22 protein-coding genes are annotated in these 20,172 nt (G+C 25.7%); 17 read left to right on the top strand and 5 right to left on the bottom strand.

Annotated features, from left to right (window positions below; translation table 11 throughout):
• Positions 1-8 precede the first annotated feature (8 nt).
• From CP965_RS06485 to CP965_RS06445, 9 genes are all read left to right on the top strand, one after another.
• Entirely contained in the window at positions 9-851 is an 843-nt protein-coding gene (locus tag CP965_RS06485; RefSeq protein ID WP_129061266.1) for an FIG domain-containing protein, read from the top strand.
• Positions 852-976: 125 nt separating this feature from the next.
• Positions 977-1,759: a TOBE domain-containing protein gene (locus CP965_RS06480; RefSeq protein ID WP_129061265.1), complete on the top strand. Its 783-nt coding sequence runs from the start codon at positions 977-979 to the stop codon at positions 1,757-1,759.
• A complete protein-coding gene (gene modA / locus CP965_RS06475) occupies positions 1,760-2,506 on the top strand; it encodes a molybdate ABC transporter substrate-binding protein (protein ID WP_129061264.1) in 747 nt (248 codons plus the stop codon). It abuts the gene before it with no gap.
• Entirely contained in the window at positions 2,503-2,904 is a 402-nt protein-coding gene (locus tag CP965_RS06470; RefSeq protein ID WP_129061263.1) for a TOBE domain-containing protein, read from the top strand. The genes modA and CP965_RS06470 overlap by 4 nt, the downstream gene beginning before the upstream one ends.
• On the top strand, positions 2,897-3,595 hold the full coding sequence (gene modB / locus CP965_RS06465; protein WP_129061262.1) for a molybdate ABC transporter permease subunit: 699 nt from the start codon (positions 2,897-2,899) through the stop codon (positions 3,593-3,595). Before CP965_RS06470 ends, modB begins: the two co-directional genes overlap by 8 nt.
• Positions 3,595-4,443 carry an ABC transporter ATP-binding protein gene (locus tag CP965_RS06460; RefSeq protein WP_129061261.1) on the top strand — a complete coding sequence of 283 codons (849 nt, stop codon included), beginning with the start codon at positions 3,595-3,597 and terminating at the stop codon, positions 4,441-4,443. Before modB ends, CP965_RS06460 begins: the two co-directional genes overlap by 1 nt.
• Positions 4,444-4,452: 9 nt before the next feature.
• Positions 4,453-5,298 (top strand): ModD protein, encoded by an 846-nt coding sequence (modD, locus tag CP965_RS06455; protein WP_129061260.1) that lies wholly within the window; start codon positions 4,453-4,455, stop codon positions 5,296-5,298.
• 77 nt (positions 5,299-5,375) lie between these two features.
• Positions 5,376-6,344, top strand: coding sequence for a glucokinase (gene glk / locus CP965_RS06450; RefSeq protein WP_129061259.1), 969 nt, complete (start codon positions 5,376-5,378; stop codon positions 6,342-6,344).
• On the top strand, positions 6,325-9,117 hold the full coding sequence (locus tag CP965_RS06445) for a DUF3427 domain-containing protein (RefSeq protein ID WP_228712684.1): 2,793 nt from the start codon (positions 6,325-6,327) through the stop codon (positions 9,115-9,117). Before glk ends, CP965_RS06445 begins: the two co-directional genes overlap by 20 nt.
• On the opposite strand, the gene CP965_RS06440 is transcribed toward CP965_RS06445, so the two are convergent.
• The 3 genes from CP965_RS06440 to CP965_RS06430 all read right to left on the bottom strand — a co-directional run bounded on the left by CP965_RS06440 (position 9,114) and on the right by CP965_RS06430 (position 11,787).
• Positions 9,114-10,703 carry a sensor histidine kinase gene (locus tag CP965_RS06440; RefSeq protein WP_129061258.1) on the bottom strand — a complete coding sequence of 530 codons (1,590 nt, stop codon included), beginning with the start codon at positions 10,701-10,703 and terminating at the stop codon, positions 9,114-9,116. The genes CP965_RS06445 and CP965_RS06440 overlap by 4 nt on opposite strands.
• Positions 10,704-10,945: 242 nt before the next feature.
• On the bottom strand, positions 10,946-11,440 hold the full coding sequence (locus CP965_RS06435) for a nucleoside 2-deoxyribosyltransferase (RefSeq protein ID WP_129061257.1): 495 nt from the start codon (positions 11,438-11,440) through the stop codon (positions 10,946-10,948).
• The gene (locus CP965_RS06430; protein WP_129061256.1) at positions 11,440-11,787 is read right to left on the bottom strand and encodes a nucleotide pyrophosphohydrolase; all 348 of its coding nucleotides are present in this window, start codon (positions 11,785-11,787) and stop codon (positions 11,440-11,442) included. Before CP965_RS06430 ends, CP965_RS06435 begins: the two co-directional genes overlap by 1 nt.
• Positions 11,788-11,849: 62 nt before the next feature.
• On the opposite strand from CP965_RS06430, the gene CP965_RS06425 reads away from it, so the two are divergent.
• Positions 11,850-12,851 carry a tRNA pseudouridine(13) synthase TruD gene (locus CP965_RS06425; protein WP_129061255.1) on the top strand — a complete coding sequence of 334 codons (1,002 nt, stop codon included), beginning with the start codon at positions 11,850-11,852 and terminating at the stop codon, positions 12,849-12,851.
• Positions 12,852-12,889: 38 nt separating this feature from the next.
• On the opposite strand, the gene CP965_RS06420 is transcribed toward CP965_RS06425, so the two are convergent.
• Together CP965_RS06420 and CP965_RS06415 are read right to left on the bottom strand one after the other, a co-directional pair.
• Positions 12,890-13,867 carry a hypothetical protein gene (locus CP965_RS06420; protein ID WP_129061254.1) on the bottom strand — a complete coding sequence of 326 codons (978 nt, stop codon included), beginning with the start codon at positions 13,865-13,867 and terminating at the stop codon, positions 12,890-12,892.
• Positions 13,868-13,876: 9 nt separating this feature from the next.
• On the bottom strand, positions 13,877-14,458 hold the full coding sequence (locus CP965_RS06415; RefSeq protein ID WP_129061253.1) for a tetratricopeptide repeat protein: 582 nt from the start codon (positions 14,456-14,458) through the stop codon (positions 13,877-13,879).
• 112 nt (positions 14,459-14,570) lie between these two features.
• Between CP965_RS06415 and CP965_RS06410 the strand changes: the two genes are divergently transcribed.
• The 7 genes from CP965_RS06410 to crcB all read left to right on the top strand — a co-directional run bounded on the left by CP965_RS06410 (position 14,571) and on the right by crcB (position 20,083).
• Entirely contained in the window at positions 14,571-15,875 is a 1,305-nt protein-coding gene (locus tag CP965_RS06410) for a S41 family peptidase (RefSeq protein WP_129061252.1), read from the top strand.
• Between the two features lie 15 nt (positions 15,876-15,890).
• Positions 15,891-16,844, top strand: coding sequence for a phosphoribosylaminoimidazolesuccinocarboxamide synthase (locus CP965_RS06405; RefSeq protein ID WP_129061251.1), 954 nt, complete (start codon positions 15,891-15,893; stop codon positions 16,842-16,844).
• A 66-nt stretch (positions 16,845-16,910) separates the two neighbouring features.
• Positions 16,911-17,156, top strand: coding sequence for a phosphoribosylformylglycinamidine synthase subunit PurS (gene purS / locus CP965_RS06400; RefSeq protein WP_129061250.1), 246 nt, complete (start codon positions 16,911-16,913; stop codon positions 17,154-17,156).
• Positions 17,157-17,160: 4 nt separating this feature from the next.
• Positions 17,161-17,832 (top strand): phosphoribosylformylglycinamidine synthase I, encoded by a 672-nt coding sequence (purQ, locus tag CP965_RS06395; RefSeq protein ID WP_129061249.1) that lies wholly within the window; start codon positions 17,161-17,163, stop codon positions 17,830-17,832.
• On the top strand, positions 17,832-19,034 hold the full coding sequence (locus CP965_RS06390) for a hypothetical protein (protein ID WP_129061248.1): 1,203 nt from the start codon (positions 17,832-17,834) through the stop codon (positions 19,032-19,034). Before purQ ends, CP965_RS06390 begins: the two co-directional genes overlap by 1 nt.
• Positions 19,018-19,707: a lysophospholipid acyltransferase family protein gene (locus CP965_RS06385; RefSeq protein WP_129061247.1), complete on the top strand. Its 690-nt coding sequence runs from the start codon at positions 19,018-19,020 to the stop codon at positions 19,705-19,707. The genes CP965_RS06390 and CP965_RS06385 overlap by 17 nt, the downstream gene beginning before the upstream one ends.
• Entirely contained in the window at positions 19,697-20,083 is a 387-nt protein-coding gene (crcB, locus tag CP965_RS06380; protein WP_129061469.1) for a fluoride efflux transporter CrcB, read from the top strand. The genes CP965_RS06385 and crcB overlap by 11 nt, the downstream gene beginning before the upstream one ends.
• Positions 20,084-20,172: the final 89 nt, after the last annotated feature.

Genomic DNA, 20,172 nt, shown 5'->3' with positions numbered 1-20,172 from the left:
TAAATTTAATGATTGCAGTTTTTAATGCCATTACTAATATTGCAGAAGATATAGAAAAAAATGTTTTTGTTGATTGTGAAAAGTTTCTTTCTTGTGGTTTAAGTGATAAACAAATGCATGAAAAAGTTCATGCTTATTGTTCAGAAATTATTGAAAGAGAATTTAGAAGAGTAAAATCAGTACATGGATTTATAGGAAAAGTTAAAAAAGAATATAAAACAATAAATGAAAATGGAAAATACAAAATCTCATATATTGCTATAGATAACCTAGATTTATTAGATGTTGATTTTTCTTTAGGAAGTATTTTTGGAATATATGAACAACAAATGGATGCTTTTCACTTAAAAGCAGCTATGTACATTACTTATGGACCAACATTTCAATTGGTTTTTGCTTCAAAATCAGAAGGTGTGATTTACTTTTCATATGAAGATGGAGAGTTTATAGAACAAGACCCTTTATCTTTAGAAAAAAAAGGTAATATTAATTCTACAGGTGGATTAGCAAGTGAATGGACAGATGAACATAAAGAGCTAATTACAGGTTTTTTTAATGAAGGTTATAGATTAAGATATTCTGATTCTTTATCTTTAGATACTCATCAAATACTTTTTAAAAGAGGAGGAGTTTACTCTTCTCCTGCAACAAAATCTTTCCCTAATGGAAAACATGATTTTATTTTTGAAGCTTTTCCAATTTCTTATATTATTGAACAAGCTGGTGGACGAGCTATTAGCAAAAAAGGTCGTATTCTAGATACTACGAATGTAGAAATTGATCAACAAACACCTCTTTATTTTGGTTCTTCATACGAATTACAAAAAGTAGAAGACTCTTTTTTAAACTAATATAGAATTTTCTATATTAGTTTATTCAATATGTATTAAGGTATATAACGTTAGTATTTTCTTTCCGTTCGGTTTTTTATATTATATAGCGCTATATACCTTATGAAATAAGGAAAAGGAAATTTATGGAAATTTCATCTAATTTAACATTGAATCTTTTAAATCAACCTTTTTTATTGGAAAAAAGAATTGATTTACTTTTTGCAATTAAAAAATGTGGTTCAATCAGTAAAGCTGCAAAAGAAGTTCCAATGAGTTATAAAAAAGCATGGGAAGCAGTAGACACAATGAATAACTTATCCTCAATGGCAGTTGTTAAGACTGAAAAAGGTGGAAAAGGTGGTGGTGGAACATTTCTAACACCATATGGAGAAAATTTATTAAAAACTTATAAGTTCTTAAAAAATGAGCAGAAAAGTTTTTTAAATAGATTAGAAAGTATGACTGATATTGATAATGGAACATTAAAAACAATAGGAAGAATTGCAATGCAAATTAGTGCAAGAAATCAAATTCAAGGAATTGTAGAAAAAGTAGAACATTCAGAAGTAAGTGCCCAAGTTTATGTAAGATTGAAAAGTGGCAATACTTTAGTTTCAAATATTACGAAAACAGCAGTTGATAATCTTCATGTAAGACAAAATGATGAAGTTACTGCTTTTTTTAAATCAAGTAATGTTTTAATATCAAAGGATTCAAATTTAGCAATAAGTGCAAGAAATAAGTTTGAAGGTATAATTGATTCTATAAATGAAGATGAAATAAATTCTGAAGTAATTGTAAATATTGCAGACTCAGAAAAAATAGTATCTGTAATAACAACACAAGCCATAAAAAGTTTAGGCTTAGAAGAAGGCATGGCAGTATGTGCCATAATAAAATCAAGTGATGTAATGATAGGAAAATAAATGAAAAAGATATTTTTAGTTTTATTATTTCTTAGTGTAAGTTTATTTGCCCAAAAGCTTAATATAGCAGTTGCAGCAAATGTAAGTTATGCAATTGATGATTTAATAAAAAAGTTTAATGAAAAGAATCCGGATACTAAAGTATTAGTTACATTAGGAAGTAGTGGAAAATTAACTGCACAAATAAAAAATGGTGCACCCTATGAAATCTTTATGGCAGCAAATATGAAATATCCTGATACTTTATATGCTGAAAAGATAGCTATAACAGAACCAATTGTATATGCTCAAGGAAGTTTAGCAATTTTAAGTGCTAAACAAAGAGACTATTCAAAAGGAATTAATCTTGTTAAAGAAAATACTATTACAAAAATAGCAATAGCAAACCCTAAAACTGCACCTTATGGTAAAGCAAGTGTTGAGGCTATGAAAAATGCAAAAATCTATGATGATGTAGTTACTAAATTTGTTTATGGAGAATCAATTTCTCAGACTGTATCCTATGCAGTTACTGCAGCTGACCTTGGATTTATTGCAAAATCATCTTTATACAGCGATAAAATGAAAAAATATAAAGAGGGTATAAATTGGACAGATGTTGATCCAAAACTTTATACACCAATTAACCAAGGTATTGTAATTTTAAAAAATGCAAAAGATAAAAAAGAGGCAAAAGCTTTTTATGATTTTATGTTAAGTAATGAAGCAAAAAAAATATTTAAGGAATATGGATATTTAGTGCCATGAATAAGATAGAAGCAGTTGTTATTGAAATTGAATCAATGGAGAATTTAAACCTTGTTTCTTTTCAATTTGAAGAACAAACTCTTACAATGATAAGTTTGGATTTAAGTAAAGAAATTAAAGTTGGTAAAAAGGTAGTATTATCTTTAAAACCAACTAATATAACTTTAGCAAAAGAACTAAAAGGCTTAATAAGTTCTTCAAATAACTTAACTGCAACTATTGATAATATTGAAATAGGAAAACTTCTTACTTGTATTACAAGTAAAATTTTTAATACTCAATTCCAAACAATTATTACTACTAAGTCATTAGAGAAATTAAAACTTGTTTTAAATGAAGAGATAAATCTTTTATTTAAAGCAAGTGACTTAGCAATATTGGATATTTTAGATGATTGATATTTTAAATAATTTAGAGTTTGAGCCCTTTATTCTCTCTTTTAAACTAGCTTTTGTAACTACTGTAATTTTATTTTTTGTTTCTTTACCTTTAAGTTGGTATTTATCTCAAACTAAATCAAAAGTAAAACCTTTTATAGAAGCAATAACTGCCTTACCAATAGTTTTACCCCCTTCTGTTATAGGTTTTTATATATTATGGGCTTTATCAATAAATTCACCTATTGGTGAGTTTTTTGATGAAGTTTTTGGTATAAAATTAGTATTTAATTTTACAGGCGTTGTTATAGCTAGTTGCTTTTATAGTTTGCCTTTTATGGTTCAACCTTTACAAAGTGGTTTTGAAAGTTTAAATAAAAATATGCTTGAAGCAAGTTTTATTGCTGGTAAAAGTAAAATTCAAACTCTATTTAAAGTTGCACTTCCTAATATAAAACCAGCACTAATGACGGCTTTAATAGTGACTTTTGCTCACACTGTAGGAGAATTTGGTGTTGTTTTAATGGTTGGTGGAAGTATTCCAGGAGAAACAAAAGTTGCTTCTGTTGCAATATATGAATTTGTGGAGATATTAGATTACAACTCAGCTCATATTTATAGTGCAATAATGTTGTTTATTAGTTTTTTAGTTCTTTTATTAGTTTATATTTTCAACTTAAGATACAAAAAGAGAGTTACAGGAATAAATTAATGTTAAAAATATCTTTACAAAAACAGTTGCATGGTGCAATTGGTAAAATGAATTTAGATGTAAATATCTCTATTTCTCAAGGAGAATTTGTTGCTTTAACTGGTCTTAGTGGAAGTGGTAAAACTACACTATTAAGAAGTCTTGCAGGACTTGAAAAAGCACAAGGAACAATAGAAGTTGAAAATGAGATTTGGCAAGATACAAATATTTTCTTACCTGTTCAAAAACGAAAAATTGGATTTGTTTTTCAAGATTATGCATTATTTGAAAATATGAGTGTTCTTGAAAACTTGTTATATGTTTCAAAAGATAAGAAATTAGCTACACACCTTCTTGAAATAACAGATTTATTAACTTTAAAAGATAGATTACCAAATACTTTAAGTGGTGGACAAAAACAAAGAGTAAGCTTATGTAGAGCTATGATGAATAGACCAAAACTACTTTTAATGGATGAACCTTTATCTGCTTTGGATCCTCAGATGAGAATAAAACTTCAAAATGAAATTTTACAACTTCACAAAGAGTTTAATACCACTACAATAATGGTAAGTCATGATCCAAGTGAAATTTATAAATTAAGTCAAAGAGTTATAGTCTTAAAAGATGGAAAAATAACTGATGACGGAAAAGCCAAAGATATTTTACTTAAAACTACAGGAAGCGCAAAATTTTCTTTTGATGGGAAACTTTTAGATATTATCAAAGTAGATGTTATTTATATAGCAATAATTGCAATTGGTCAGCAAATAGTTGAAGTTACTATAAGCTCACAAGAAGCAGAAAACTTTAAAATTGGGCAAGATATTACTGTAAGTACTAAAGCTTTTGCTCCTTGGATAAAATGAAGGGAAAATATGATTATAAGTGATGCTGAACTTTTAGAATATATAAAAGAAGATTTACCTTATTTCGATTTAACAACATATTTACAAGAAAGTGATGATACAAAAGCTAGTTTAGAAATTTTTACAAGAGAAAATATAATTTCTTCCTGTACTGAAGAAGCTTGTAGTATAGCAGAACTTTTATCTTGTAAAGTGAATTTCTTTATTCCCAGTAAACAAGAAATAAAAAAAGATGAAGTGCTTATAAGAATAGAAGGTAGTTTCTCTAAAATACATGAAGCTTATAAGTTAATGCAAGTACTTTTAGAATATAGTTGTAAAATAGCGACAACTACAAATAAAATGTATAAGATAATTAAAGAAAGTAACCCAACTTGTGAATTATTAACTACAAGAAAAAGTTTTCCTTTTTCTAAAAAATTTTGTATAAAATCAATTTTAAATGGTGGCGCAATGCCTCATCGACTAGGACTTAGTGAAACTATACTTTTTTTTAAACAACATAGAGAGCTATACTCTTCAAATGAAGAGTTCTATAAAAATATTTATAAATTTAAAAATATGGCACCAGAAAAAAAGATAATAGTAGAATCTTCAAAGTTTAAAGATATAAAAGCTTTATTAAAATATGGAGTTGATGTTATTCAAATAGATAAAGGAAGCCTAGAATTAGTAGAAAATGTTGTCTCTTTTAAAAATATACAATATCCAAATACAAAAATACTAGTAGCTGGTGGAATTAATATATCGAATGTTCAGGATTACGTAAAATTAGGGATAGATGGAGTGGTTACAAGTTCTTTATATAATTGTGGTATGGCTGATTTAGGTGTAAAACTTAATATTATAAAATAGAATAAGTTTAAAAATTAAGTTCTATTTATACTTTGTTTCGTATAATCTTAGAATTTTATAATTTTCTAGGAAATTTTATGATTTTAGTTGGTGATATTGGTGGGACGAAAACAAGTCTAGCTATTTTTAAAAATAATACTTTAAAGATAATAAAACAAGAAGTTTATCAAAGTAATCAGTATAAAAGTTTTGAAGATATTTTATTAGATTTTTTAGCTCAAAACACTTTTAAAATAGATAAGGCTTGCTTTGGTGTAGCTGGTTTAGTTATTGAAAATAAAGCCAAAATCACAAATCTCTCTTGGAAAATAAAAGCTTCAAAAATCCAAAAAAAATTCAGAATTAAAAAAGTTAAATTGTTAAATGATTTAGAAGCAACTGCTTATGGAATGCTTTATTTAAAAGAAAAGGATTTTTTTCTTTTAAATAAAGGTAAAAATACAAAAGGTAACATTGCAGTTATAGCTGCTGGAACAGGATTAGGTGAAGCAATTCTAAACCTTGAAAATAAACAGTTTTATCCTCTTTCTACAGAAGGAGGACATTGTGATTTTGCTCCCATGAACCCTTTGCAAGATGAATTCTTAGTCTGGCTTAGAAAGAAATATATTTCTCATGTTAGTTATGAAAGAATTTTATCTGGAGAAGGAATTTTAAATATTTATGAGTTTTTATTAGAAAGAGGTATTACTCCTGCAATTTCTTTAGAAAATGCATCCAATAAAGATGAAAAAATTAAATTAATAAGTAAGTTTGCTAAAAATAAAGATGATAATTTAGCTATTAAAACAATGGAAATGTTTTTTGAAATATATGCAGCAGAAGCTTCTAACTTAGCATTAAAATCGCTTTGTTTTGGTGGTCTTTATATTGCAGGTGGAATTGCTTTAAAGAATTTAGAAATTTTAGAAAATAGCAATTTTCTAGATAGTTTTTATGCTAAAGGTAGATTTGAATCTTTAATGAAAAATATTCCAATAAAGGTATCAAAAAACAAAGATACCGCTTTGATAGGAGCAGTGAAGTTTGCCTTTGAGAAACTCTAAACTCATTTTAAATACTCAAGATGAGAACTTTTATAATCAATTTGTAAAGCTTCTTTCTTCTTGTAAGGCTTTTTATTTTAATGTAGCTTTCATAAATTATTCAGGCTTACAATTAATTTTGAATGAGCTAAAAAAGTGTGAAGAAAGAAAGGTTCAAGGAAAAGTTTTAACATCTACATATTTAAATTTTACAGAATTAAAAGCTTTAGAAAAATTAAAAGAGTTTACAAATATTCAATTGAAAATTTTTGATTGTGAAGAACAAAATAAAGGTTTTCATCCTAAGGCTTATATTTTTGAGTATGAGAATGAATTTAAAATATTATTAGGCTCTTCAAATATAACAGCAAGTGCTTTTAAGTCTAACATTGAATGGAATATTAAAACAGTTTTAAAGAAAGAAGAAAATTTTTTAAATGATATTTTTTTTGAATTTAATAAACTTTTTGAGCTTTCATATTTTGTAGATGAAGATTTTTTAAATGAATATAGAGATTTTAAAGAAGAGAATAAAGAAACAAAAAGATTTTCATATGCAAAAAGAATAAAAATAAATGCAATGCAAAAAAAAGCTTTACATAATTTAAAGTTTTTAAGAGAACAAAATCAAGACAAAGCTTTAGTTATTGCTTCAACAGGGACAGGCAAAACTTACTTAAGCGCTTTTGATGTAAAACAATTTAATGCAAAAAAAATGCTTTTTATTGTGCATAGGGAAGATATATTAATTTCTGCAAGAAAAAGTTTTGAAAAAATCATTTCAAATAAAGAAATGGGATTTTTTACAGGAAATAAAAAAGACCTTGATTGTGAATATATTTTTACAACTATTCAAACTTTAAGTAAACATTTTAAAAGATTTTCTTCTACAAATTTTGACTATATAATTGTTGATGAAGCTCATCATATAGCAAGTAAGAGTTATAATTGTATAAAAGAATATTTTAAACCTAAATTCCTTTTAGGACTAACTGCAACGGCAAATAGAACTGATAAGGTTTCTATTTATGATTATTTTGATGATAATTTAGCTTATGAAATTACTTTAAATGAGGCTTTAGATGAAAATCTTGTAAGTTCTTTTCATTATTTTGGTATTGAAGATTTACAATCAATAGATTATCAAGAAGTAAATTTAAATGATATTCAAAAACTTTCAAAATTACTTATGGTAAACAAAAGAGTTGACTATATTATTTCAAAAATGAATTTTTATGATTTCAGTGGAGATAAAAGAAGGGCTTTAGGTTTTTGTGTAAATAAAGAGCATGCAAAGTTTATGAGTGAAGAGTTCAAAAAAAGAGGAGTTTCTTCTAAATATTTAACTAGTGATGATACAATTGAAACTAGGCAATTATATATTAATAGATTGCAAAGCTTAAGTAATGATTTACAAGTAATTTTTACTGTTGATATTTTTAATGAAGGGGTTGATATCCCTAATGTAAATACTCTTTTAATGTTAAGACCAACAAATTCTCCTATAGTATTTATTCAGCAATTAGGAAGAGGACTTAGGAAAATTGAAGACAAAAAGTTTTTAACAGTATTGGACTTTATTGGTAATCATGAAAGAAGTTATATGGTTACTAAGGCTTTAATGGGAAATAGAAAGATAGATAAAGATAGTATGAAACTCTCTATTAACAATAATTTTTCCAACTTCTCAAATGCTTATATTATTATGGATGAGATTTCTAAAAAAAGAGTTTTAGAACAAATAGAAAATGAGAGTTTCAATACTTTAAAATATTTAAAAGAACAATATTTTGAATTTAAAAAGGCTTTTAATTTTAATGAAATACCAAGACTTACAGATTTTATAGAATATACTGAATATATTTCTATTTTAGATTTTATTTCATATGCAAAATCTTATGAAGAGTTTATTTTAAAAGTAGAAAAAGAAGAAAACTATAAAAAAATATGTGAGGATGAAAACTTTCTAAAAGCAATAAGGTTTTTACAAGGATTATTACCTATAAAAAGACCTTATGAAATGGCTATTTTAAAAGCTTTAATAAAAGAAGAAAATTTAAATATAGAAAAAGTAAGTGACTATTTAAGTAAATATTTACATGAAGTTGATATTGAAACTTGTGAACATAGTTTTAGATATTTAGCCCAAGAGTTTTTTGATAGTTCTCAAAAGGAAAGATTTTTAAAACTTGTTACTTTAGATAAAATGCATTTATCTTTAAGTGAAGAATTTAAAATGCTTTTAGAAAATGATTTAAAAAAACAGTTGCTTCTAGAAACTATTAATTACTCTTTAATTGAATATAAAAAAATCTTTTCAAATACTAATTATGGTAAACCTTTTTTAAAACTTTATGCAAAATATAATATGCAAAATATAGCTTTATTATGTAATTTTAATAAAATACATAGTTCTTTTAGAGGTAGTGGTTTTCTAAAATATAAAGAGGATTTTTTCTTATTTATAACTATAGAAAAAGATAAGTTTACAAAAGGCAGTAAATATCATAATGCTTTTCTTTCTAAAGATATTCTTACTTATTCAAGTAAACCTTCAATGAGCCAAGACAAAGGTGATGGAAAAAAACTAATTGATAATAAAAAGTATAATGTTAAATTACATATATTTGTAAGAAAGTTTTCTCACGTTGATAAGAAAGTTCAAGGTTTTATATATTTAGGTTTAGCAAATACTTTTAAATATAAAAATAATAAACCAATTGACTTAGAGCTTAAACTTGAAAAAGAACTCACTTCAAACTTATATGAAGAGTTTACTAAAATAATTGATTAGTATTTTATATTTATAGTAAACTTTGCTCCATTTTTTGTATTAGATACTTCTAAATAACCATTTAAATGTTTTTCCACAATATTTTTACTCATATATAAACCTAGACCAGTACCATGAAATTGATGTTTTGTAGTAAAGTATGGATCAAAGATTTTTGGTAAAATCTCTTTTTCTATACCTCCAGCATTATCTTCAATACTTATGGAAAAGTTATTTTTATCTTCAAATAAATTTAAAGTTATTGAAGCATTCTCTATTTCTCTTTCTACTAATACATCTTTTGCATTATTAATTACATTTATTAAAACTTGGGCTAATTCTTCTGCAATTGTTTTTACTTTTAAAGGTTTAGAATAATCAATATTATTAATTAATTTTATATGATGATTTTCCAAACTTGCTTTTACAATTTTTATAGTTTCATCAATTTTCTCTTGAAGTATTATTTCTTTTTCTTCATTATCTTCTTTTATAAAGTCTCTAAAAGTATCGATTGTTTCAGATAAATATTTTGCATTATTTACAATTGTATCTGTATATTCTGGAATATCATTCTCTTCTATCATATTAAATTCATGTTTCATTTTTAGTCCACTAGCTGCAGTACTAATTGTAGACAGTGGCTGTCTCCATTGATGAGCAATGTTTCCAATCATTTCCCCCATTTGGGCAAGTTTCATTTGTTCAAGTAGTTGTTTATCTTTTTGAATTATTTTATTTAAATTATCTTTTTGGATTAAAGATTTTGCAATTTGAAAATATATTGCAAATAAAGTCGTAGCAAGTAGAAAAATAACTAATACTAAAATAAGTTTATAAGTATAATTAAGATTTGAAATTATTTTTTCTTTACTTAAAATTGCTAAAAAAGCTTCTTGCTCTTGAGTTATAGTATTTATAATTGGGATTGTAGTTACAATAGTATCTTCTTTTTCAATTATAGTAGAATTTATTTTTTGATTCATTGCCTTTAAATATATTTTTTCTGAAACCTCTTTTTTAGGTTTTATTTCCATAATATCTTTTCTTGAAATTTTTTCTAGCTCTTTTAATATATTTTTATTGTGTAAATAGCCTTTAAAATTTGCTTCTTTATATAAAGAATCATATTTTAAAAACTCTTTTGAAAAACTATCTTCTTTGATAATAAAATTACTTAAAACATAATATTGTTTCATTAAAGATGATGTAAGACCTTGTTCACTAAAAGTAATATTCAAAAAACCTACAAAATCGTCTTCTACCATAATAGGGTAGATAAATTGAAAACCTGTATTTTTATTATTGACAATAAAAGAGTCAATAGGTTTTTTTGTTTTCTTTACTTTTTCCAAGGCTTTACTTTTCACTTCTCTTAGTTTTTCATTTGATGAGGAAGTCATATTCAAGAAAATAGTTTTATTTGGAAGAATAAATTCAATATTTGTAAGATGCTTCTTTTTTAAAGTTTTGAATCTTTCTAAAGTCTGTAAATATAACTCTTTTTTTATTTCTTGTTTTTCTTTTAGAGTTCGCTTGTTTAAATGATGAAATTTGTAATTTACATCTGTTAATTTTATAAGCCCTGTATAGATTACATAGGACAACTCTTTATATTGAGTATAAATAGTTTGGTAAGCCTTCTCATAATTGGCTGCTTTTTGTTGTAAATGATAACTTTTAGTTTTATTTGAAATGAAATCAAAAATGAAATAACTAACTATAGATAATAGAATAAATAAAAAAAAGAACTTTATTTTTAAAATAAAAAAGTCTTTATTATAAGAGTTTGAAATAATATATCCTTTATAATAACTTATATTATGTATTATACAAAAAAAGAAAAAAATTAATCTAAATTCTGTAATACATTTTCAAAATTTCCTATAATAATTTTTTCAACACTGCAAGCTAACATTAAATTTACAGGATAGTCAAAGTTTTCAATAATTCTACCATTTAAATCAACAAAGCCATCTTTACTTGACATTTTTTCATCATATGAAAATTGACCTTGATAAGAGCTTGTTCTCTTTAAATAAGCATAAACTTTTTTACCTAAAGCACTAGCATAACCACATTCCCAAGCTGTGCCACTATCACACTCTTTCCCTCTAAAAGAGTTTAAGTTTGCAATTACAATATCGCATGAGTCGATAAGTTTTTTATTTGCAATAAAAATATCTTGTGCAATTTTCTTTTTTTCTTGTTTGAAGTTAATTACATTATCCAATGGGTATAAACCTTCATATCCATATTTTTTACATAGTTCTGTGTATTCTTCTCCAATTTGTATTGAATCTTGCTCAAAAACATCTGGACCAGCAATGTAAATCTTTTTCATTAATTTTTTTTCCCATATAAAATTTTTTGACCATATTCATCAGTTAAAGGATATTTTTTTTCATTTTTTTTCATTTTCTCTATAATAGCTTCTTCTAAATTGATATTAAATTTCATACATAATCTTATTAGATAAACTGCAATATCTGCAAGTTCTTCTTTTGTATGCTGCTTTTTTTCTTCTGATAAGTTTTCTGCTTCTTTTAAATCAAGCCATTGAAAAATTTCTACTAATTCAGAGGCTTCAACACTAAGTGCCATTGCCAAGTTTTTTGGATTATGAAACTTTTCCCAGTCTCTTTGAGTGGAAAAATTTTTAATAATATCTTCTATTTGTTGCATATCCATAAATTAAACCTTTGTAAGTAATAATTATTATATAATACCAAAATTTTAAAAAAAGATACTAAATGATAAAAAGAGAATATATACAAAAACATAAACCAATAAAGTTTAAATTCTATCAGAATATTGATGATTTTATAGTTGAAGAAAATCCTATAAGATTTACACAACGTGGAAATTTTATTGTTATGAAAATAAAAAAACAAGAGTTAGGTACTTGGGATTTACTTGATACTCTAGCTAGAAATCTTAAAATTTATGAAAATGAAATTGGTTATGCTGGATTAAAAGATAAAAATGCAACTACAACACAATATATCTCTATTCCTAAAAAATATTCAAAAGAATTAAAAAAATTCAAACATAAAAAAGTGACTATTTTAGATACAGTTTTACACTCAAATAAATTAAGTATTGGTGATTTAGAGTCAAATAGTTTTACTATAAATTTACATGAAGTGCAACTAGAAGATTTAGGAAAGATTGAAAAAATATTGAAGCAAATTTCTAAAATTGGAATGCCAAATTACTTTGGATATCAAAGATTTGGAATAGATGCAGAAGAAAATTTTGAAAAAGCAAAAAATCTTATATATGGAGATCTAATAATAAAAGATAGAAAATTATCTAAAATGTTAATTTCTATGTATCAAAGTTATTTTTTTAATTCATGGTTAGTTGAACGATTAAAGTTAAGTGACGATGAATATAAACTTTTAGATGGCGATGTTTTTAAACAATATTCAAATAATAAATTTTTTACTCCAAAAAGTTTAAATGATTCTATTATTAAGGACTTTACAAATAAAAAAATTATGTTTACAGGATTACTTCCTGGAAGAAAAGTTTTTAGAAGTCTTAGTAAAGCAAGACAAATAGAAGAGAAGTTTGATGATTTGTATATTCAAGAAAAAGGATTAAGACGTGATGCTCTTGTTTATCCTAAAGATATTAGTGTAAATTATAATAAAGAAAATAAAGTTTGTACTCTAAGGTTTACTTTGCCCAAAGGCTCTTATGCAACAGTATTGATTGAGAATATTGCTAATAGGAATTTAAGAGTATAAAAAGCTTCTATTGAAGCTTTTTATGTGAATAAAGTATTTTATTTTAAAGTGATAAATTCATCATTATAATAAATTGTATCTTCTAAGGCAATTACTTTCTCTTCATTGTCAAAGTCAAAATCATATATTGCATCTGTCTTAAAATCTTTAGAGATTTTTATTAAAAAACCTTGAGACTCTAAAGCATATAATGATTCTCCATAAGCTAAAGCATAAAATTTTGCAAATTTATATTTCTTTCTATGCATAATATTTAAAGAAATATCCGTTTGGATAATTTGACCATCAATAGTTGCAATAAAAATCTCTCTATCTTTAGTTATAATATCTCTAATATTATAATCCTTTAAATTTAAAACACCATCTCCAACAGAGATAACTTTATTCCCTGTAGCAGCAACTAGAGTATCATCAATAACATCTAAAAAGATAATATTATTAAATTGTCCATTTGCATCAACAACAATATTTCTAACTACTTTATTTGTTTCATTTGCCACAACAACAATTTTCCCATCTAGAGTAGGGAAAAGAATAATATTACTCATAAAATAAGGATTTGCAATTCTAGTGTCATTTACAAAAGAGTGATTAAAATACTCTTTTAAAATAGCTTTTTCTTCATTCATATCATAAAGCATAATTGAATTATCAGAAAATAAAAGTGCAAGTTTATTTTCATTTAAACTTGCTGCTACTACAACTGCTCCGAGGTTGATTTTTTTGTCTCCAACTAAAACAGTATCTTTATAGTTTGAAGAAATAACAGTATCATTAACTATATTTAAAAATTGATAACCCTCTGGAATTTTGAAATTAGATACACCTCTTTTTGTAATAATTTCCTGATTATCTAGTGTTGCCCCATCTTTATTAAAAGAAAGGATATCTCCATTTAAAGAAGAAGATAAAGTTTGTTTATAATCTCCTAATGTATCCTCTGGTTCAAAGTACTCTTTTGATGAACAACCTACAAATATAAAAATTAAACTTATAAAAAATATTAAGTGCTTCACTTGTTATCCTTATTTTGTTACTAAAAAATGTTTTAATGAAGTAGCTAAATCATTAACTTGTGAATCTTCAGGAATTAATTTTAAAGTTGCTTTTGCATCTTCATATTTTCCTTCTTTAGCTTGCAGTAGAGCTTTATTAAAAATTGCGAACTCTTTTAATAAAAAATCTTTTTCCATAGAAACAGCATTTAATTTATCAATACTATTTTCATCTAAAGCTTTTTGATAAGCTGCAATTTCTTTAAAAAACTTAACTTCAATATCATAAGTTTTATTTTCTTTTTTAGCTTGAATATATTTTGCAATTTGAAAAAGCTGTTTATTGTTTTCTTCTAAAGTTTTTAATGCATCTTTATCTTGATTATTTTCAAGAAATTGATTGAATGCAATATTTGCTTCTTTTTTTTGTTTTTCTTGAATAGTTTTTGTAGTATATAAACCAATTGCAAGACCTAAAATAACAACAACTGCTAAAATAATTAACATTTTATATTTTTTATAAATTCTTTCAACTTTTACAAAGCTTTCCAGAAACTTCTCTTCACTACTTAGTTCTTCTTTTACATAGTCAACATTATCTTTAAGACTCATTTAAAACCTTCTACTAAATTTAGGTAATATAATACAAAAAAATTTATAAAACCTTACTTTTATAAATTTTTTTATATAATCGTACTCTTATTAAAAGAATGAAGGTTAATTTATGAATAGATTTTTATTAGTTTTATCAATAGTTATATTATTATCTCAAAGCATTTTTGCAAATGAGAAAAAAGAGGATGATTCAAATCAAACAAGATTCGAATCTTTATCAAAATTGACACAAGTTATAGGTACTGTTGAAAAGTATTATGTTGATGATATAAAACTTCAAGAAATAGTAGATAAGGCTTTAAAAGGACTTATGCAAGAATTAGATGCACACTCTACTTATTTAGATAAAAAGTCATCAAAAGAAATGGATATTCAAACTCAAGGAGAGTTTGGTGGTTTAGGTATTACTGTTGGAATGAGAGATGGTGCTTTGACAATCATTGCACCAATCGATGATACACCAGCATATAAAGCAGGTGTTAAATCAGGTGATATTATTTTGAAAATTGATGATAATTCTACTTTAAATATGACTTTAGATGAAGCAGTTGCTTTAATGAGGGGAAAACCAAAAACACCAATAGCTTTAACTTTAGTTAGAAAAGGTGAAAATAAACCAATCAAAATTGATATAGTAAGAGACATTATTAAGATAGAATCAGTTTTTGCAAAAAATATAGAAAATGAAAATTTATTATATTTAAGAGTTTCAAGTTTTGATAGAAATGTTACCAAAAAATTAGAAGAGGCAATTGAAGCTAACCCTAAAACGAAAGGAATCATTTTAGACCTAAGAAACAATCCTGGTGGATTATTAACGCAAGCAATAGGAGTTGTTGACTTATTTGTAAATGAAGGTATTATAGTTTCTCAAAAAGGAAGAAATACAGAAGAAGAAGAGAAGTTTGAGGCGAAAGCTTCTCAAACTATGACAGACGTACCTTTAGTAGTTTTAGTTAATGGTGGTTCAGCTTCAGCTTCTGAAATTGTAAGTGGTTCTTTACAAGATCATAAAAGAGCTATTGTAATTGGAGAAAAAACTTTTGGAAAAGGTTCAGTTCAAGCAATTTTACCAATTACACAAGATAGAAGTGAAAATATTAAAATAACAATTGCAAAATATTATCTTCCAAGTGGTAGAACTATTCAAGCAACAGGAATAACTCCAGATGTAATATCTCATGCAGGAGAAGTGGTTGCAGAAAAAAATGCAGAGTTTAAATTAAAAGAAGCAGATTTAAAGAAACATTTAGAAAGTGAATTAACTAAAGAAGATAAAGAGAAAAAAGATAAAGAAGAAGATACTAAAGAAAAAGAAGATAAAAAAACTATAACAGAAGAAGATATTTTAAAAGATAATCAACTTAATACAGCAATTGGTATATTAAAATCATTAATAATTATTAACAAATAATGGGAGAAATAGTCGATGAATATAAGTGAGATTGTAGCACTTGGTCTATGGCCTGAATCAAAAAAAACTACAAATAAAAAAGGACTTCCTGAGTTAGAAAACCTTGGGTATAATCTTTTTTATATAGGAAAAAATGCAGATTTATATACTTGTCCTGGAAATGAACCAAAAGTATTATTAGTAAGAAGTGACAGATGTTCTGTTTTTGATATTCCTTTAAACCTTGAAATAGAAGGAAAAGGTATATATCAAACTTCAATTTCAAATAATGGTGCAGAGTTTGCAAAAAAATCTGGAATAAAAACAGCTATTTTAGATGAAAAGATAGATGACTCTTTAGATATTTCTCCAAGATGCCAAGTAATGGAACTTTGTAAACCTCTGGAAGCTGAAATAGATGGTGATATTGTTCAGTTTGAGTTTATTTTTAGAAACTATTTGACAGGTTCTTTATATGAAGCATGTCAAAATGGAAAAGATCCATATGGATTAGAATTAGCACCTAATTTAAAACAATGGTACAAATTTGAAACACCAATTTTTACTCCTACTACAAAAGGGGTAAAAGATGAACCTTTAAACTCTACAGAAGTTAGAAAGAGATTCCCTGAAATTATTTCTAATTTAGAAAAACTGTTTAAAGACTTTACTGTATTTGCAGAAGAGAATGGAATTATTGTAGTTGATACAAAGTTTGAGATTTTTATTAACTCAAAAGGTGAATGGGTTCTTGGTGATGAAGTTCTAACTCCTGAAAGTTCGAGATTTATTGCAAAAAAAGATTTTGAAGCTCAAAATTATATTTCAATGGATAAGCAAATTCTTAGAAATTTTGCAAAAGATAATAGCTGGAAAGAACAGGCAAAAAGTTTAGAAGCTGGTCAAAAATTAGATGTTATAGTTCCAGATTCTATTAAGAATGAAATTTTAAGTGGCTATAGCACTATTCAAAATAGCTTGATTAAGTAATTTTGAAGTAAATTGCTATAAGATAATTTTAGATATAATCGCAAAAATATAAATAGAAGGTAATAAATGAAAGCAATCATAAATGTAGCATTAAAGCAAGGTGTTCTTGATGATCAAGGAAAAGCAACTCATCATGCGTTAGATACGTTAGGTTTTAAAGATATTGTAAAAGATGTAAGAATTGGTAAACAAATTATTATGGAATTAAATTCATCAAATGAAGATGAAGCAAAAGAAGAAGTAACAAAAATGTGTGAAAAACTTTTAGCAAACACTGTAATTGAAGATTATCAAATTGAGATAGTAGGTTAAGACAATGAATGTATCTGTACTACAATTTCCTGGTACTAATTGTGAATATGACACAAAATATGCTTTTGAAAAATTGAATTGTGATGTTACAATAGTTTGGCATAAGGATAAAGAAATTCCTGAAAACACAGACCTTTTGGTAATACCTGGGGGATTTTCATATGGTGATTATCTAAGATCAGGAGCAATTGCAAGATTTGCAAATATTATGGAATCAGTTCAAGAATATGCTTCTAAAGGTGGAAAAATTTTAGGTATTTGTAATGGATTTCAGATTTTACTTGAAGCAGGACTTTTACCAGGTGCTATGAAAAGAAATGACTCTTTACATTTTATTTCTAAATATAATCATCTAAAAGTAATAAATAATGACAATATTTTTTTATCATTGTTAAAAAAAGGTGATGTTGTAAATATTCCTGTAGCTCATCATGATGGTAATTATTTTATTGATGAAAAAGGATTAAAAGAGCTTGAAGAAAATAATCAAATTCTTTTAAAATATTGTGATGAAAATGCTGAACTAAAAAATATCAATGGTTCTGTATCAAATATTGCAGGTATTTGTAATAAAGAAAAAAATGTATTTGGATTAATGCCTCATCCAGAAAGAGCAATTGAAACTCTATTAGGTTGTGATGATGGACTTAATATGCTAAAAGGATTTTTAAAATAGTGAAAAAAATATTAGTAATAATCCTTCTTTTCATTTCTTTTATTTTTGCAAATAATGATTTTGTAAAAAATGAATCTTCTGTGTTTACAGATGATAACTTAGAACATGAAATTATAACTAATAATAATTTTTCACAAAATAATCAGTCTGCTGAAGGTGAAAATATGGAACCTTCAGTGGTGACAAAAAATCTTTATCTTTCATATAAAAAATATCCTGAACAAATTTATAAAAATCAAAGATTTGAAGTAGATGTTAAAGCTTTAATTACAAGAACTAATTATGATAGAATAGAAACACACTTTATAGATGGAATTAATATGATTCCTTTAAATGCTGAAGATTCTTGGAATTTAGCTCAAGGAACAACAAATATATATGAAAATAAATATTATTTTAAAGCCTATGAACCAAACTTTTTACTTCCTACAATTGAAGTAAAACTTTTTGATAATGATGTTTTAGTAGAGAGTAGAAAACTACTTCCTCCTAAGATAAACTTTTCAGAAATAGCAAAAGGGGATAAAAGATTTTCAAATATAATTGCAAATGAAGTAACTTTATTAGGTTCAAAAGCAAAACAATATACAAATAAAGAAGCCTTAGTGATTATTGATTTACAAGGTAAGTATTCAAATTTTGAAGATTTTCTTATACAAGGAGTTGAAGAACAGGGAATTACTTTAATTGAAGATAATTATCCTGAACAACATATGATATATTATGTAGTTATTCCTATTCATCAAAAATCTATTTCATTTAATTATTATAATAGTACTAAAAATAGATTAGAAAATATTAGTATCCCAATTAAATTTGAAGAAGAACTAGTGAGCACTCAAACTGATTTAAACCCAAATAATTCAAGTTTTGAGTTTTATAAAAAACTTGCTATAGGAGCTTTATCTTTAGTATTTTTAATTCTTTTTATTTGGAAGAGAAACTATTTATATTTAATAGTATTTTTAATTTTAGCAATAGCTTTTATGCTATTTGCAATGCCAAATCAGAATATAAAATTAAAAGAAAATACGGTAATTTATATTTTGCCTACAAAGAATTCTACAATTTTTCAACAAATCCCATCTCAAACTACTGTAGAAGAAATGAAAAGAAGAAACAATTTTGTTAAAATTATGTTTCAAAAAGATGATAATAAATATATTGGTTGGGTAAAGGAAGAAGATGTTATCAAGAATTAGAGGTTTTATCGTTCTTATACAATTCTCAATTACTGTTGCAATAGTTGTAGTTGCTATGTATTTATTTAAAAATAAAACCCATGAAATAATTAAAATATGGATGAAAGTCCAAACTTATTTATTAGGTATAAAGTTTCAGATAGAAGGTGAGTTAGATGATTCTTGTGATATGGTTATTATGAATCATCAAAGCTTATTAGATATTATTGTTATGGAACATCTTCATAATAAGCACTTAGCTTGGGTTGCAAAAAAAGAAATTACTGATTTATTCTTTTTTGGACATATTATAAAAGCTCCACAAATGATATCTGTAGATAGAGAAAATAAAGCAGGAATTATTCATTTATTAAAAGAAGCAAAAGACAGATTATCAAAAGGTAGACCTATAGCTATGTTTCCTGAAGGAACAAGAAGTGATGGAAAACATATGTTAAAGTTTAAACCTGGTGCTAAAATGATTGCAAATAAATTAAATCTTCGAGTCCAGCCAGCAATAATTTTAAATACAAAAAAAATTCTAGACTCAAGACGAGTAAAGCAAGAACCAGGGATAGTAAAAGTCATCTATTTAAAACCTGTACAAGCTCAAAAAGGAACAACTTGGTTTGAAGACCTAGAAGAAGAAATGAATAGAGTTTTCAAAGAAGAGCTTGAAAAAAATGACTTTTAGTTGGCAAACAGTTTTAGCTATAGGATTAGGTGGTTTTTTAGGTGCTGTAGCAAGAGCTTATGTTGTTCATCTTACAAATAAGCATTTCCCCATAGATTTTCCAGTAGGAATACTTCTTGTAAATATTGTAGGTAGTTTTATTATAGGATGTTTATTTGCTTTCGTTACACATAATTTACTTTCAGATATTACAAAATCTTTTTTAATAACGGGATTTTTAGGTGCTTTAACTACATATTCTACCTTTGCTATAGAAAGCTTTTTTTTACTTCAAACTTCATTTTTTTTAGGACTAACTAATATGTTCTTAAATCTTTTTGGTACAATCTTAGCTGCTGCAAGTGGATATAAACTTCTTCATTTTTTTATAAAATAGTACATTTTAATAGTTTTGCTTGTCATGTAAAGCTTTTCATTTATTTTTATATAATTCTAATTATGATAATGTATCTCAAAAATACTATA

Origin of the sequence: Halarcobacter mediterraneus (assembly GCF_004116625.1) — a bacterium.
In the GTDB taxonomy this organism is placed as follows: Bacteria; Campylobacterota; Campylobacteria; order Campylobacterales; family Arcobacteraceae; genus Halarcobacter; species Halarcobacter mediterraneus.
Note: the sequence above shows the minus strand (reverse complement) of the source record. Positions and strands in the feature narration are given on the sequence as shown.

What these genes read in the sequence shown, in the direction of transcription:
- CP965_RS06470 (WP_129061263.1), top strand. Translation starts at nt 2,503, where the DNA reads ATGAATAAGATAGAAGCAGTTGTTATTGAAATTGAATCAATGGAGAAT.
- modA (WP_129061264.1), top strand. Translation starts at nt 1,760, where the DNA reads ATGAAAAAGATATTTTTAGTTTTATTATTTCTTAGTGTAAGTTTATTT.
- CP965_RS06405 (WP_129061251.1), top strand. Translation starts at nt 15,891, where the DNA reads ATGAATATAAGTGAGATTGTAGCACTTGGTCTATGGCCTGAATCAAAA.
- CP965_RS06385 (WP_129061247.1), top strand. Translation starts at nt 19,018, where the DNA reads ATGTTATCAAGAATTAGAGGTTTTATCGTTCTTATACAATTCTCAATT.
- purQ (WP_129061249.1), top strand. Translation starts at nt 17,161, where the DNA reads ATGAATGTATCTGTACTACAATTTCCTGGTACTAATTGTGAATATGAC.
- modB (WP_129061262.1), top strand. Translation starts at nt 2,897, where the DNA reads ATGATTGATATTTTAAATAATTTAGAGTTTGAGCCCTTTATTCTCTCT.
- CP965_RS06415 (WP_129061253.1), bottom strand. Translation starts at nt 14,458, where the DNA reads ATGAGTCTTAAAGATAATGTTGACTATGTAAAAGAAGAACTAAGTAGT.
- CP965_RS06410 (WP_129061252.1), top strand. Translation starts at nt 14,571, where the DNA reads ATGAATAGATTTTTATTAGTTTTATCAATAGTTATATTATTATCTCAA.
- crcB (WP_129061469.1), top strand. Translation starts at nt 19,697, where the DNA reads ATGACTTTTAGTTGGCAAACAGTTTTAGCTATAGGATTAGGTGGTTTT.
- glk (WP_129061259.1), top strand. Translation starts at nt 5,376, where the DNA reads ATGATTTTAGTTGGTGATATTGGTGGGACGAAAACAAGTCTAGCTATT.
- CP965_RS06425 (WP_129061255.1), top strand. Translation starts at nt 11,850, where the DNA reads ATGATAAAAAGAGAATATATACAAAAACATAAACCAATAAAGTTTAAA.
- modD (WP_129061260.1), top strand. Translation starts at nt 4,453, where the DNA reads ATGATTATAAGTGATGCTGAACTTTTAGAATATATAAAAGAAGATTTA.
- CP965_RS06430 (WP_129061256.1), bottom strand. Translation starts at nt 11,787, where the DNA reads ATGGATATGCAACAAATAGAAGATATTATTAAAAATTTTTCCACTCAA.
- CP965_RS06435 (WP_129061257.1), bottom strand. Translation starts at nt 11,440, where the DNA reads ATGAAAAAGATTTACATTGCTGGTCCAGATGTTTTTGAGCAAGATTCA.
- CP965_RS06480 (WP_129061265.1), top strand. Translation starts at nt 977, where the DNA reads ATGGAAATTTCATCTAATTTAACATTGAATCTTTTAAATCAACCTTTT.
- purS (WP_129061250.1), top strand. Translation starts at nt 16,911, where the DNA reads ATGAAAGCAATCATAAATGTAGCATTAAAGCAAGGTGTTCTTGATGAT.
- CP965_RS06460 (WP_129061261.1), top strand. Translation starts at nt 3,595, where the DNA reads ATGTTAAAAATATCTTTACAAAAACAGTTGCATGGTGCAATTGGTAAA.
- CP965_RS06485 (WP_129061266.1), top strand. Translation starts at nt 9, where the DNA reads ATGATTGCAGTTTTTAATGCCATTACTAATATTGCAGAAGATATAGAA.